Source organism: Klebsiella michiganensis (assembly GCA_000963575.1).
In the GTDB taxonomy this organism is placed as follows: Bacteria; Pseudomonadota; Gammaproteobacteria; order Enterobacterales; family Enterobacteriaceae; genus Cedecea; species Cedecea michiganensis_A.
The window spans coordinates 1,713,342-1,727,371 of record CP011077.1 but is presented as its reverse complement, the minus strand read 5'-3'; the positions used below and the strand labels follow the sequence as shown (position 1 = coordinate 1,727,371).

Here is a 14,030-nt window from a genome sequence, read left to right as displayed (position 1 = left end):
TCGAATGACCGCCTGGAGATGTTCACTTACGCCTGGTGGCCGTTGATGTAATCAATGGCAGCCTGAACGGTGGTGATTTTCTCAGCTTCTTCGTCCGGAATCTCAGTATCAAACTCTTCTTCCAGAGCCATTACCAGCTCAACGGTGTCAAGAGAATCAGCGCCGAGGTCCTCAACGAAGGAAGCGGTGTTCACTACTTCTTCTTGCTTAACGCCCAGTTGTTCGCCAATGATTTTCTTAACGCGTTCTTCGATAGTGCTCATACTCTTAAATTTCCTATCAAAACTCGCTTTCGCGATGGTTTTCGTAGTGTATAAAATGTTGAAAAAGATGCAACCAAATCCCGGCTGGTCAAACCACGATTTTACGCTATTTTGCGGGCATTCGCCCAAATAACGCAAATATTTTTCACCGTGATTAAACCATGTACATTCCGCCGTTGACGTGCAGGGTCTCACCAGAGATGTACCCAGCTTCGTCAGAGGCTAAAAATGCTACTGCACTGGCGATTTCATTTGCGTCGCCTAAGCGACCCGCAGGAACCTGCGCCAGAATACCCGCACGCTGTTCATCAGAGAGCGCACGCGTCATGTCCGTTTCAATAAAGCCCGGAGCAACAACGTTCACAGTAATACCGCGAGACGCGACTTCGCGCGCCAGCGATTTACTGAAGCCAATCAAACCAGCCTTCGCCGCAGCGTAGTTAGCCTGACCAGCATTTCCCATGGTACCAACCACAGAACCGATAGTGATAATACGCCCATGACGCTTTTTCATCATAGCTCGCATTACCGCTTTTGACAGACGGAAAACAGATGACAGGTTGGTTTCGACAATATCGTTCCACTCGTCATCTTTCATGCGCATCAGCAAATTATCGCGAGTGATACCGGCATTGTTCACCAGAATGTCCACTTCGCCAAACTCTTTGCGGATACTGTCCAGCACGGCTTCAATGGAAGCCGGGTCGGTCACGTTCAGCATGAAGCCTTTGCCGTTTTCGCCCAGATAATCGCTGATGGCCTGCGCACCGCTTTCGCTGGTCGCAGTCCCGATAACTTTTGCACCGCGAGCCACTAAGGTCTCGGCGATGGCGCGGCCGATACCACGGCTAGCGCCGGTAACCAGCGCAATTTTTCCTTCAAAACTCATGGTTTTCCTCGTTTTATTGTTCAAGCGCCGCTGACAGCGTTGCTGGCTCATTAATGGCCGTTGCCGTCATGGTGTCAACAATACGTTTGGTCAGCCCGGTCAGTACTTTACCTGGGCCAACTTCCAGCAGTTGGGAAACGCCCTGCGCCGCCATAAATTCTACAGATTTAGTCCACTGGACCGGGCTGTAGAGCTGGCGTACCAGCGCGCTACGGATGGCTTCCGGCGCGGTTTCACATTTCACATCAACGTTGTTAACGACCGGAATAGTCGGTGCATTAAAAGTGATGTTTTCCAGCGCCGCAGCCAGCTTATCAGCTGCAGGTTTCATTAGTGCGCAGTGGGATGGTACGCTAACCGGCAGCGGCAATGCACGTTTTGCACCGGCGGCTTTACAGGCAGCCCCCGCACGCTCAACGGCTTCTTTGTTACCGGCAATCACGACCTGGCCCGGAGAGTTAAAGTTCACCGGAGAGACAACTTGCCCCTGGGCGGATTCTTCACAGGCTTTTGCAATGGCGACATCGTCAAGCCCGATAATGGCGGACATCGCGCCAGTCCCTTCCGGAACAGCATCCTGCATCAGCTTGCCGCGCAGTTCAACCAGGCGAACAGCATCGGCGAAATCAATCACGCCGGCGCAAACCAGCGCGGAATATTCTCCCAGGCTGTGCCCTGCCAGCAGTGCAGGTGCTTTGCCGCCCTGCTGCTGCCAAACGCGCCACAAGGCGACAGAAGCCGTCAGCAGCGCAGGCTGAGTCTGCCAGGTTTTATTCAGCTCTTCAGCCGGCCCCTGCTGGGTCAGTGCCCACAGGTCATAGCCCAGCGCGTCAGAAGCTTCGCGGAACGTGGCTTCAATCACCGGATAGCTTGCCGCGAGATCGGCCAGCATGCCAACGGACTGGGAACCCTGTCCCGGAAACACCATAGCAAATTGCGTCATGTCGAAAATTCCTTTAATCAAAAACGAACCAGTGCAGAGCCCCAGGTAAAGCCACCACCGAACGCTTCCAGCAGGACCAGCTGACCGCGTTTGATACGGCCATCGCGTACTGCTTCATCCAGTGCAGCCGGGACGGAGGCAGCAGAGGTGTTGCCATGACGATCCAGGGTCACGACGACATTATCCATCGGCATACCAAGCTTCTTCGCGGTCGCGCTGATGATGCGGAGGTTAGCCTGATGCGGCACCAGCCAGTCAAGCGCGGTGCGATCGAGATTGTTCGCGGCCAGGGTTTCGTCAACGATATGAGCCAGCTCGGTCACCGCAACTTTAAATACTTCGTTCCCGGCCATCGTCAGGTGAACTGAATTTTCAGGATTCACGCGATCGATGTTAGGCAGCGTCAGCAGATCGCCATAGCTACCGTCTGCGTGCAGATGGGTAGAAATGATACCTGGCTCTTCAGACGCCCCGAGCACAACGGCGCCCGCGCCGTCGCCAAAAATAATAATGGTGCTGCGATCTTCAGGATCGCAGGTACGTGCCAGCACATCAGCCCCGATAACCAACGCATTTTTCACCGCGCCAGATTTCACGTACTGATCGGCAATGCTTAACGCATAGGTAAAACCTGCACATGCCGCCGCCACATCAAATGCCGGGCAGCCTTTAATCCCCAGCATGGCCTGGATTTGGCAAGCCGCGCTTGGAAAAGCATGCGTGGCAGATGTTGTCGCCACAACAATCAGGCCGATGTCATTTTTATCAATGCCGGCCATGTCCAGTGCACGGAGCGCAGCTTCGTAACCCATGGTTGAAACCGTTTCATTCGGGCCAGCAATACGGCGCTCACGGATACCTGTGCGGGTGACAATCCACTCGTCAGACGTATCAACCATTTTTTCCAGGTCAGCGTTAGTACGCACTTGTTCAGGCAGGAAGCTGCCGGTACCAATAATCTTCGTATGCATTTACGCTCAGTCACTCTTGGGTAATACAGATTCCAGGCGGGCAGCAATTCTGGTGGGAACTTGCCGCCGCACCGCCTGCACTGCCTGTTCAATCGCGACAGCAAACGCTCGCTGATTGGCCGCACCGTGGCTCTTAATCACCGTGCCGCGCAATCCTAACAGACAGGCGCCATTATACTGGTCGGGGTTGAGGTGACTGAATCGCCTTGTCAGGCGCTTTTGTAGCCACTTCTTCAATATAATCAGCCACCACGACCTTTTTTTTCCTTCCCCCTGCGATTTGAGCAGTGAAAGGAACATTCTGACAACACCTTCCATCGTCTTGAGTGTGACGTTGCCGACAAAACCATCACAGACTAAAACGTCCGTCTTGCCGGTGAGCAATTCGTTGGCCTCAAGGTATCCAATATAGTTCATTGAAGGCATTGTTTTTAATAATGCAGAGGCATCCCTGATACTGTCCAGCCCCTTGGTCTCTTCTTCGCCGATATTCAGCAGCGCAACGCGCGGGCGGGAAATCCCCAGCACCTCTTCTGCCATCACGGAACCCATAATGGCAAACTGCACCAGCATCGTGCTGTCGCAGTCAACGTTGGCGCCGAGATCCAGCACCACCGTTTTGCCTTTTTGCTGATGGGGTAATACCGTCATCAGCGCAGGGCGCTCAATACCGTCTATCGGCTTAAGCAGTAATTTCGCAAGCCCCATCAGCGCGCCGGTATTACCGGCACTGACACAAGCTTCTGCCCGCCCTTCTTTTACCAGCTCCAGCGCAACGCGCATTGACGATCCCCGACTGGCACGGATCGCCTGAGAAGGTCTGGCATCACTGGCAATAACCGATTCCGCAGGGATAATCTGCAGACGCGAGCGTTGCTCGAAATCAGCTTTGGCAAGTAATGGCGTGATTGCGTCGGGATTGCCGACTAAAAGAAGATTAAGCGAAGAGTTAGAGTCCAGTGCCTGCAAAGCTGCAGGCACTGTCACGGAAGGACCGAAGTCCCCACCCATGGCATCTAACGCTAGGGTTAGACGTGTCAAGGTTGCGCCAGATTACTTAGCGATAACCTTGCGGCCGCGGTAGAAACCGTCGGCAGTGATGTGGTGACGCAGATGAGTTTCGCCAGAAACTTTGTCCACGGACAGGGTGGTGGTGGTCAGCGCGTCATGGGAACGACGCATGCCACGTTTGGAACGGGTTGGTTTATTCTGTTGTACGGCCATGGACCTTACTCCTCAATTACTTACGCTTTAAACTGGCTAATACGGCAAATGGGTTTGGTTTTTCCGCCTCTGGAGGCAGTTCGCCAAAGACCATGTCCGCCTCGGACACTTCACAGTGTTCAGAATCATGCACCGGAACTACAGGCAGGGAGAGGATAACTTCATCTTCCACCAGCGCCCGCAGATCGATTTCACCGAATTCGTTAACCTCAATCGGTTCATACGCTTCCGGGAGTGCTTCAGCCTGTTCGTCAGAGCGGACCGGACTGAAACAATACGTTGTGTGAACATGATGTTCAAACGGTTTCCCGCAACGCTGGCATTCGAGCGTTACCGTGACCTTTGCATCACCGGTCAAGACCGCGAGGCGCTGGTTATCGATAGCGAATCTCATGGAGCATTCTACATCAGTATCCACACTGACTACAGACTCGGCGATACGCTCAACCTGATCGGAAGCATACACTCCTTCGTAATCAAGGCGTTTTTGAGCCGTACGAACCGGATCAAGAGTCAGGGGTAATTTTACCTTTTGCATAGGGCGCGCATATTAACTTTGTAACGTCATAGAGTCAAAGAAAAAGGCCTGGAAACAGCGCCTTTTGCCATTTCTACCCTAAATAGTTTAAGTTGCAGACAGACGCCCGGCCCAGGTAACTGAGCGCAGGTAACATCTCTGCGGCTTAAAATATGACGGGTATATTCGCACACATTGCGGTGGCACAGTTTAAAATGCCTTCATCCAATTCGCTATCTTTAATGAAAAAAATATGAAACCGATTGTACTGGCTTCCACTTCTCCGTTCCGCCGTAGCCTGCTTGAAAAACTCGGCATGCCTTTTATCACCGCAGCTCCAGATGTCGATGAGACGCCACTCCCCGGAGAAGATGCCCGGCATTTAGTGACCCGCCTCGCTCAGGCCAAAGCGCAGGCATTAAAAGAATGTTTTCCCGATCATCTCATTATCGGGTCCGATCAGGTTTGCGTATTGAATAACCAGATAGCGGGAAAACCGCACACCGAAGAGAATGCCGTCCAGCAATTATTGCTGGCCCGGGGCACCATTGTGACCTTTTATACCGGGATGGCGCTGTATAATTCCGCCAACGGCCAGCTACAAACGCTGTGTGAGCCCTTTGACGTTCATTTCCGCCATTTAACCGAGGAAGAGATTCGGCGCTATGTGCAGAAGGAACAGCCGCTTAGCTGTGCCGGAAGTTTTAAAAGCGAGGGGTTGGGCATTACGCTGTTTGAGCGCCTGGAAGGAAAAGATCCTAATACTCTGGTTGGGCTGCCGCTCATCAGCCTGTGCGAAATGCTGCGCCATGAAGGGTGCAACCCGCTGCTTCTTTAGCAGCGGGCGGGCAGAGGCTTACTTGACCGCACGTACAGCGATATACCTGAGCCGATCGCTGTTGCTGCGGAAGGTTTTAAACATCCGCAGGAACTGCTTGCGGTTCTCCCTTTTCAGCGCATTTCGCACAATGCGAAGCGCGCCCGGGAGGCCTTCGTCATAAATTAATCCTCGCGGTGATAGCAGCGTCATCCCGCCGCTATTATATTGAATGTCGCGAAATCCGGCTTCCTCAAACAGCCCCAGCCACTGCTGCAGACCCAGCGGCTGGGCGTTAACGTTGATCGCCTTGCGCATCCGGGCAACCACCTCTTCAGCCCCTGAGGGATCCTGCAGCATAATATCGTGAGTCAGCAGCAATCCGCCGGGCTTCAGTACCCGTAAATATTCATCCAGAAGACGCCGTTTCGCCTTGTCGGCGTACATCGTCAGCATCGCCTCGTTAATCACCACGTCAAACGCTTCATCCTCAAAAGGGAGCTTTGAGGCATCGGCTAACAGCACTGTTACGAGACTCGACACCCCTCGGGCGTCTATCGTCTGCTGCGCCTTTTGCAGGGCAGCACTGTCCATATCGATACCGATAACGTGGCAGCCAAAGCGTTCAGCAATGCCCACCGACGTGGTCCCCATATTACAGGCCACTTCCAGCACTTTTTTACTCGGCCCCAGCGCCGACGAAGCCAGCAGCCATTCCGTGGCTTTTTTCCCTCCCGGACGCAGGCGCGTTTTACCCAGCCTGGCAAGAAATTTATGCCCAGCCTCATGGCCGCCGTTACTGGAGGGGGTCATACCGCAGCCTCTTGCACCATTGGGACATTTTTGAGCATCACCAGCAGCATTTTCGAAGACTCGATTGCTTCCAGCGAGTGAGGGGCACCCGAAGGCATTCTAAGGATATCGCCTGCCCCAACGCTGACCGCCGTGCCCTCGATGGTCAGCACCACCTGCCCCTCAATGACAATAACGACGGCCTCAAAAGGGACCCGATGCTCTGAAATCGTTTGTCCCCGATCGAAAGCAAACAACGTCAGGTTTCCGCTGGCGTTTTTTGCCAACACCCGGCTGGCAATCCCCTGCTCCGTTAAGGTGATTAGCCCTGAAAGCTGAAGCGCCTCGCAGGCGCCAATGCCGTTCTTTTGCATATAACATTCTCCATTCTTATTTAACGAAACAGAGGGACTACGCCGCGAACGGCGCGCGCCTCACGAACCACATCGGTTAACGCAATGGGGATCTGATACAGGCGCTGCAGCCGCTCTTCCGTGATGGCCTGCTGCACCGGGCCAAACTCGGCACCGCTGCCGGGCCAGAGCATCAGCGCGTAATCAGCGACGTGGAGCGCATGCTGCGGGGAGTGGCTGGTGAATAAAATCGTCATACCGCGTTCTGCGGCTAGCGTTTTCAACACGCTAAGCACATTGTCCTGGTTATGCAGATCCAGCGCCGAAGTCGGCTCATCAAGGAGCAGAATGCGCGGTTCGCAGGCCAGGGCACGGGCAATCATCACCCTTTGCTTTTCCCCGCCGCTCAGACGATCAAAGGGTTGTTCCGCCAGCGCGCTCAGCCCCAGCCAGGCAAGGCACTCAGCAACGATTTCTCGGTCTTTCTTTCCCGGCACCGCGTACCACGGCAGGCGGCGAACGCGCCCCATGCTGACCATTGTCGCCACGTCATAGCTGAACGGACTTTCCGCTAGCTGCGGCACAAAAGCAGCGTCTGCGGCGAGTTCAATCTCGCCCTGTCGACAGGCATCCAGCCCAAGAATCAGTCGCAGCAGCGTTGTTTTACCCCGGCCATTTGCGCCCAGAACTGCGCAAACCTGGCCTTCAGGAATGCTGAAGCTGAGGGAATCAAACAGCGGCCGTGGCCCGAGAGCGAACGACAAATTTTTCACGTTAATCATCACGCGTTTCTCCGTTTATTTACGCTCCGGAGTAGCGCGGCAAAAATGGGCGCGCCGATCAGCGCCGTAATGACGCCCAGAGGGATCTCCGCGCTGGTCACGCTACGCGCCAGGGTATCTACGGCCACCATATAAGAGGCTCCGAGCAAGGCCGAGGCCGGGATAAGCCGACGATGATCGTGCCCGACGATAAAGCGCGCCATATGGGGAATAATCAACCCAACCCAGCCGATGGTGCCGGAAATAGCCACCGTTGCGCTGGTCATCAGGGTGACGCACAGCAGCACCGTCCAGCGCGTCATGCTGACCGGCATGCCCAGAGCCCGGGCGTCCCCCTCCCCCAACGACAGCACGTTGATGCGAAAGCGCAGCATAAAAATGAGCAGGCTACAGAGCGTAATTACCGGCAGGACCAGCCATAATTTGTCATACGTGGCCGACGCGAAGCTGCCCATCAGCCAAAAAACGATGGCCTGCAGGGTATTATTAGGATCGGCAAAATAGGTCATCAATGAGATCAGGGCGGCAAAAAAGGCGTTAATCACCACTCCTGCCAGGATCAGCATCAGCAGGCTCTCGCCTCCGCGTCGAAACCCGAGCACAAAGACCAGGAAAATTGCCGCAACGCCGCCCAGAAAAGCCAGGCTGACGGTCAGGATCATCGATGAGAAAAAGAAAATCGCCAGTACACCGCCAAAGGCAGCACCGGAGGAAACGCCCAGAATCTGAGGGCCTACCAGCGGGTTTTTAAAGATCCCTTGCAGCGCGGCCCCGCTTACCGCAAGCCCTGCGCCAACCAGCGCGGCAATCAACACTCTCGGCATACGCACGTACAGCACGACCTTACCGTCGGTCGGACTCCAGTCGGGGTCGGAATTGTCCCCGATGAAAACCGCATCCAGCAGAATTTGCCAGACGTGGCTCAACGCAACCGGATAGCGGCCAATGCTCAGTCCGCCTATCAACGCGGCCAGCAGCAAGAGCAGCCCCAGCCCCCAAATACCGCCATTTTTTAACATCGGAACTCTCATACAGGACTACCTTCCCATCAGCTCAAAATACCCCTGCGAAGCCCGGTTGACGGGCATTTGCAAAATGGCGTCGAGTTGTTCATCGCTGACGGCGTAGCGGTAAAGCTGCCGGTAACGCTGTCGGATCTCCTCGCGCAGCGGCAGGCTGAACTTTTGCGGATGCAGAATCATCGTCAGCCACTGCCAGTAGAGCGGGGTTTCCTGATTCGGGGCATCCCAAATGAACCCGCCGATCGGGAGCTTGTAGACCCGCAGCTGCTTAACCGCCCGCACGCTGCTTAACAGCGGATGGCGATAGACATCCTCCGGCACCAGGCCCGCTTCAAAATTGCCCAACAAAATCACATCGGGATCCCAAAGCAGTACCTGCTCAATATTTAGCGTTCGGGCGCCGGTCACCTCTTTGTTGAGGCTGATTCCCCCGGCTAAGTCGATATCAAAATTATTGTGCGAGGTGGAGCCAAAGGTCTGGATCCCGTCATTAAAGCGGGACAGATAGAGGACCCGCGGGCGCTGGGGGACTGCAATCATCCCGGTCACCGCCTGAATGTCGGCGATCGTTTTTTCGCGCCAGGCAATCATTTCTGCCGCCCTCTGCTCCTGCTTAAGCGTCACCCCCATCAGCTGTATCCAGCGCTGCGTCCAGACCTCCTTGCCATAATTCAGCGTGGCGACAGTTAGCCCGGCGTTGGTTAAAGGCGCAATGATATCCTCCCCGCGGTGCCCCCACTGCCAGACCAAATCGGGCTTAACGTTCAGTAAAGTCTCTATATTCGGTACAAAGTTGTTGCCTACCGTGTCGCGACGAACGTTCAGTACGTCAGGAAACATTTGGTTCAGCATGCCTTCCCTGGCGGCGACACCGGCAAACGGATGCATGCCCACCAGCTTTTGCGTCCCGCCATCCATACCGACCAGCATTGACGCTGCGGGGATAGGGATCACGACAATACGCTCGGCAGGTTTTTCCAGCGCCACTTCGCGCTGCGACATATCAGTGAAGTTTGTGGCGGTCTCCGCGTGACAGACCGTCGCCGCCGCCAGTAGTGCGGCCGCGCCAAATGGTGTTTGAAAAGCGGTTTTGACGGGATTGATCATGCACCCTCGTTGAGATGAGAATAGTTATCATTTATGATTGAGCATTCTATGCCCGGCAAATGGAGGACGCCTATGACAATTGTCAAAACCGCGCTGCTGGAAAAAAAAGCCTACGCGGCGCTACGCGCAACCGAGCTTTTCGGCGATTTATCTGATGAAGAAATCATGCGCCTGGCCGCCAACTGCGAGCATCTGCATTATCAGGCCGGAGAGATAATCAGGCGTGAAGGCGAGCGGTTCTGCCACTGTCCGTGTATCCTGTCAGGGCAAATTGAGGTTTTCCGGCATACCTGGTTCGGTGAAGAAAAGATATTCGGCATCTTCCGCAGATATGATGTGGTTGCCATTGCGGCCATCTTTATGCCGCATAACCGCTACCCAATGAATTTACGAGCCAGAGGCCCGGTGGAAGTGTTGCTGCTGGGCAGAAATGAAATACTCGGGGTCTGTCTGGGAAATCCCCAACTCATGCAGCGCCTGTTAGTCCATTTCAGCAGCAAGCTCTACGAGAATATCAATCATATTGACTGGCTGACCTCCAGCTCGGCGGAGCAGCGGCTGGCCGCGTGGCTTATCGAACTCCAGTGCCAGCAGGATAGCCAGCAGCTTCACCTGCCTCTGTCCCGGGCTCAGCTGGCGGCAAGGCTTGGGATCCGCTACGAGACGCTGAGCCGCCTTTTCTCGGGCTGGCGGCGCAAGGGCGTCATTGAGATCCAGCCGGGGTTCGTTATCATCAGAAACGGGGATTATTTGCTTGATATTAGCGCCTCGGCGAGGCGGATGTTTTGAGTATTTCTTGAAACAGGGGCGAATAGCCCCCTGCTGTAAGAGAGGATCAGAAACTGTAGGTTATCCCCCCATTCACGCTGAATCCCATCCCGGGGAAGAGGGTGCTGTCATTTTTCGAAACGCTGCGGTTGGCGACGGATGTTGTGGCGTAGCGCTTATTGGTCAGGTTATCCAGAGCAAGATAAGTTGACCAGCCTCTGCTGTCTTTATAGCTGGCTTTCAACCCCAGCACCGCATAACGTTCGCGCCGCTGAATGTTGAGATGGTTACCATGGTCGACGGCCGCATCGGTCGGCGACCAATGGAGATTGGGCCCCAAAGACCAGCCGCCCCATTTATACAGTACTTCACCGGCCACCATATTACGGGGAATACCGGCAATATATTTGCGGTTATATTCGCCGCCCATAAAGCGGAAATCACTCCATGTCCATGATAAACGGTACTCTATATCCCCCGGCCCGGCAGGCACAAGTCCGGTCAGCCCTGCCTCCAGCCCTTGATGTCGCGTTTTCGCCGCATAATTGAATACCCCCACCGCATTGCCCTGCGGGTCGTAGGTGGTGATGTATTCATCTTTTATCATGCTGCGATAAAGCGTCAGCTGCCAGTTCATGCCGGTAAAGAGCTGCCCTTCGCCCCCAATCTCCCAGGTCAGGCCTCGCTGGGGAGCAAGAGGTACCAGCTCACCCTTGCCTGGACTGATTATCTGATTAAACGTCGCTGGCTCATAGCTGGAACTGACGTTGGCAAACAATCGCTGATTGTCGGCAGCCTGCCAGATCAACCCAGCTTTGGGCGTCCAGAATGTCCAGGCCTGATCCCGTGAGTCTCCGGTCTTTTTGGCGGTAACATCACGGCGTGCATGGGTGCCTTTTAGATCGAGATTAAGCAATAACCTGTGGCTCATTTTCCAGCCAGCACCCAGCGTCCCGTAAACATTTTCGGCCCGGCCTTTATAATTCCCGATGCTTTTTTTATCCGCGGCCGTACCCCGACGGTTCTGGAGCAGCGTGCGGTCCAGATTCATATGATCCCATGATGTCGAGGCCTGCCAGGTTACCGGCCCTGTTTCCAGAGCGTAGCTAATCTGTACGCCCTCCGAGTTACTGTTGCTAAGGCGGTAATTCGCCGGGGTAACAAAGTTATCGTGGGTCTTTATGTACCACAGGCCGATGTCCAGCCATTGGTTATCGCCCTGCCAGCTTGACCGGTTTGCCACCCTGGCCTGCTGCACGTTGCGGTGCGGATCGCGCAGGTTAACCATCGGATAAACATCTTTAGGATCCTTTTTCAACACCGCCGGTGAAACGGGGCCAGCAACGTCAAAGCGCAGATCGGTCCAGCCAAACCAGGTTCTGTTTTCAAAATTGTCTACCCGGTAACCCAGGTTACTCCTGACGGTTTTCCGCTGGGAGGCAGAATGGTTACGGTAACCTGCAAAGCGGTCCATGGTAACGGCCAACCGGCCGTCAACGCCGTACTGTTCATTTAGACCGCCCAGCGCCCCCTGAAAACCTTCCCGCCCGAACGACCCATATTCATAGCGAACTCGTCCGGTCTCATCGCGCCCGGTGTAGGAGATAAGATCCAGCTCGCCGCCGAGACTGTTACTTTGAGGATTGATGCTGTTGGCGCCGCGGCGCACGCTGACAAGGCGCGCCTCACGCATATCCAGCGTGCTGATATGGAAACTTCCGTCAGCGTCCGTTGCCGGCAGGCCATCCTGTAGCAGCAGCACGCCGTTTGAAAGCGGTGCACTTTGAACACCGGAGCCCCGAATATTCAACCGCGGCTGATCCAGCCCACCAAAGAAGTTTTGGATTAACACCCCGGGCTGATAATCCAGCGCGTCCTGCAACGTTGCCAGCCGGTTCTCTTCGTCGATAGCCACAAGATTGCTGCCTCCGGCAATCCGCTCCAGCTTTCGCTTTTCTTGCGAATAGTCCGGGGCGAGCCGTCGAAACTTTTCTCGCCCGTCTTCAGCCCTGACAACAATCGTCTCCTCGGCGGCCCTGGCCTCCCCCCCGCAGGCCAGGCACAGCGTCAGACAAAGTAATCTGTAGGGCAGCACCTGCCCGGTAGCGTAGTTTTCCATGCATCCTTCCCTGTATAATAATGAGAATCATTCCCGGTTATTATTCAAACAAAGCTGCGCGGAACCTATGACATTTGTCACAACGAAAATGAGGGGGAAACAGGCGGGCGTACCCGGCCGAAGCCGGGACTTTAGGGCATTCAGGAAACGCGGCGTAAAGCTTTCAGGCAGCGCTTAAGCTGATCGTCCATAGGCGCTTCAATGCGGATCACCTCCCCGGTGTTCGGGTGGGTAAACTTCAGCGCTGCGGCATGCAGGAACAGACGGTTCAGTCCGGTCCCTGCAAGCTGCTTGTCAAACTCGCGGTCGCCGTAGCGATCGTCAAAGGCAATTGGATGCCCGGCGTGGAGGGTATGCACACGAATCTGGTGCGTGCGCCCGGTCACAGGACTGCAGCGAACCAGCGTCGCGAACTCGTAGCGCTCTTCCACCTTAAAGCGCGTCTCAGAAGGCTTACCTTCGCTATTCACCCTGACGATACGCTCTCCGCTTTGCAGAATATTCTTCAGCAGAGGCGCCTGCACCACTTTTACGTGCGACTGCCATTGCCCGCGCACCAGCGCAAGGTAATCCTTCTGCATACCTTTCTCACGCAGTTGCTCATGAAGCGCGCGCAGCGCAGAGCGTTTTTTAGCGACCAGCAAAACGCCGGACGTATCGCGGTCAAGGCGGTGCACAAGCTCAAGGAAACGGGCCTCCGGGCGCAGGGCTCGCAGCCCTTCAATTACCCCGAAGCTCAGCCCGCTGCCGCCGTGTACCGCAGTACCGGAAGGCTTGTTTAGCACAAGAATATGGTCATCTTCATAAAGGATGACGTCGCTCAGCGCGGCGACTTTTTGCAAATGCGGAGAAACGGTCTCTTCCTCACGCTCGGCAACACGCACCGGCGGGATACGTACTTCGTCCCCGGCTTCCAGTTTGTATTCAGGCTTGATGCGTTTTTTATTCACCCGCACCTCGCCCTTACGGACGATGCGATAAATCATGCTTTTTGGCACGCCTTTCAGACGGGCGAGCAAAAAGTTGTCGATACGCTGCCCGGCCTCATCGGCCGAAATTGCAACGATTTTTACTGAAGGAGTCTCTGTTTTCATGGTCGGCGATTCTAATTAGCCCACGCGCATAGCGCCACTCATTTTTATGTGCTTAACTGACAATCTGTTCTGTTTTAAACCGTCCAGACCGCCTTTTTTCATCCCCTTAGTGGCGAGGTAAAAATTGCGGTTAAAAAACTGTAAGAAACAGGACGCTAATAGCAAAAGTCATCTTGCTATAACAAGGTTAGCAGTGGAATAATGTTGCGGTTTTCCGTGTTGAATCTTGTTAGAGCAAGAAAGTTTGCGGAATACCCATTTTGCCTGAACGTCCATCCACGCAGCAATGGCGTAAGACGTATTGTACTTTCAGGCAGTTAGCGGGCTGCGGGTTGCAGCCTGACCGGTAATATGGAATCAACTCTTAAG

Annotated in this window: 16 protein-coding genes; 2 read left to right on the top strand and 14 right to left on the bottom strand. The window is 54.8% G+C overall.

Annotated features, from left to right (window positions below; all coding sequences use genetic code 11):
* Positions 1 to 26: 26 nt before the first annotated feature.
* The 7 genes from VW41_08170 to VW41_08140 form a co-directional block, all read right to left on the bottom strand.
* Complete coding sequence (locus VW41_08170) at positions 27 to 263, bottom strand: acyl carrier protein (GenBank protein AJZ89007.1); 237 nt, start codon at positions 261 to 263, stop codon at positions 27 to 29.
* Positions 264 to 417: 154 nt separating this feature from the next.
* Complete coding sequence (gene fabG / locus VW41_08165) at positions 418 to 1,152, bottom strand: 3-ketoacyl-ACP reductase (protein ID AJZ89006.1); 735 nt, start codon at positions 1,150 to 1,152, stop codon at positions 418 to 420.
* A 13-nt stretch (positions 1,153 to 1,165) separates the two neighbouring features.
* Positions 1,166 to 2,095 (bottom strand): malonyl CoA-ACP transacylase, encoded by a 930-nt coding sequence (locus VW41_08160; protein ID AJZ89005.1) that lies wholly within the window; start codon positions 2,093 to 2,095, stop codon positions 1,166 to 1,168.
* Positions 2,096 to 2,112: 17 nt separating this feature from the next.
* Positions 2,113 to 3,066 carry a 3-oxoacyl-ACP synthase gene (locus VW41_08155; GenBank protein AJZ89004.1) on the bottom strand — a complete coding sequence of 318 codons (954 nt, stop codon included), beginning with the start codon at positions 3,064 to 3,066 and terminating at the stop codon, positions 2,113 to 2,115.
* A 6-nt stretch (positions 3,067 to 3,072) separates the two neighbouring features.
* The gene (locus tag VW41_08150) at positions 3,073 to 4,077 is read right to left on the bottom strand and encodes a phosphate acyltransferase (GenBank protein ID AJZ89003.1); all 1,005 of its coding nucleotides are present in this window, start codon (positions 4,075 to 4,077) and stop codon (positions 3,073 to 3,075) included.
* A 42-nt stretch (positions 4,078 to 4,119) separates the two neighbouring features.
* Positions 4,120 to 4,290: a 50S ribosomal protein L32 gene (rpmF, locus tag VW41_08145; protein ID AJZ89002.1), complete on the bottom strand. Its 171-nt coding sequence runs from the start codon at positions 4,288 to 4,290 to the stop codon at positions 4,120 to 4,122.
* Positions 4,291 to 4,306: 16 nt separating this feature from the next.
* Positions 4,307 to 4,828, bottom strand: a complete 522-nt coding sequence (locus tag VW41_08140) for a hypothetical protein (protein AJZ89001.1) — start codon at positions 4,826 to 4,828, stop codon at positions 4,307 to 4,309.
* A gap of 232 nt (positions 4,829 to 5,060) precedes the next feature.
* Here VW41_08140 and VW41_08135 point away from each other — a divergent pair, with 232 nt between their 5' ends.
* On the top strand, positions 5,061 to 5,645 hold the full coding sequence (locus VW41_08135; protein AJZ89000.1) for a septum formation inhibitor Maf: 585 nt from the start codon (positions 5,061 to 5,063) through the stop codon (positions 5,643 to 5,645).
* A gap of 18 nt (positions 5,646 to 5,663) precedes the next feature.
* On the opposite strand, the gene VW41_08130 is transcribed toward VW41_08135, so the two are convergent.
* From VW41_08130 to VW41_08110, 5 genes are read right to left on the bottom strand one after another with little or no spacing between them, the layout of a single operon-like run.
* On the bottom strand, positions 5,664 to 6,437 hold the full coding sequence (locus VW41_08130; GenBank protein AJZ88999.1) for a hypothetical protein: 774 nt from the start codon (positions 6,435 to 6,437) through the stop codon (positions 5,664 to 5,666).
* Positions 6,434 to 6,790 carry a cupin gene (locus VW41_08125; GenBank protein AJZ88998.1) on the bottom strand — a complete coding sequence of 119 codons (357 nt, stop codon included), beginning with the start codon at positions 6,788 to 6,790 and terminating at the stop codon, positions 6,434 to 6,436. The genes VW41_08130 and VW41_08125 overlap by 4 nt, the downstream gene beginning before the upstream one ends.
* A 20-nt stretch (positions 6,791 to 6,810) precedes the next feature.
* Positions 6,811 to 7,551 carry an ABC transporter gene (locus VW41_08120; GenBank protein AJZ88997.1) on the bottom strand — a complete coding sequence of 247 codons (741 nt, stop codon included), beginning with the start codon at positions 7,549 to 7,551 and terminating at the stop codon, positions 6,811 to 6,813.
* Entirely contained in the window at positions 7,551 to 8,582 is a 1,032-nt protein-coding gene (locus VW41_08115) for an ABC transporter permease (protein AJZ88996.1), read from the bottom strand. The genes VW41_08120 and VW41_08115 overlap by 1 nt, the downstream gene beginning before the upstream one ends.
* Before the next feature lie 6 nt (positions 8,583 to 8,588).
* On the bottom strand, positions 8,589 to 9,680 hold the full coding sequence (locus VW41_08110; GenBank protein AJZ88995.1) for an ABC transporter substrate-binding protein: 1,092 nt from the start codon (positions 9,678 to 9,680) through the stop codon (positions 8,589 to 8,591).
* 72 nt (positions 9,681 to 9,752) lie between these two features.
* Here VW41_08110 and VW41_08105 point away from each other — a divergent pair, with 72 nt between their 5' ends.
* A complete protein-coding gene (locus tag VW41_08105; protein AJZ88994.1) occupies positions 9,753 to 10,469 on the top strand; it encodes a diacylglyceryl transferase in 717 nt (238 codons plus the stop codon).
* A gap of 46 nt (positions 10,470 to 10,515) precedes the next feature.
* Here VW41_08105 and VW41_08100 read toward each other — a convergent pair whose 3' ends face one another.
* Positions 10,516 to 12,567 (bottom strand): membrane protein, encoded by a 2,052-nt coding sequence (locus VW41_08100; protein AJZ88993.1) that lies wholly within the window; start codon positions 12,565 to 12,567, stop codon positions 10,516 to 10,518.
* A gap of 140 nt (positions 12,568 to 12,707) precedes the next feature.
* The gene (locus tag VW41_08095) at positions 12,708 to 13,661 is read right to left on the bottom strand and encodes a 23S rRNA pseudouridylate synthase (protein AJZ88992.1); all 954 of its coding nucleotides are present in this window, start codon (positions 13,659 to 13,661) and stop codon (positions 12,708 to 12,710) included.
* Between the last annotated feature and the right edge of the window lie 369 nt (positions 13,662 to 14,030).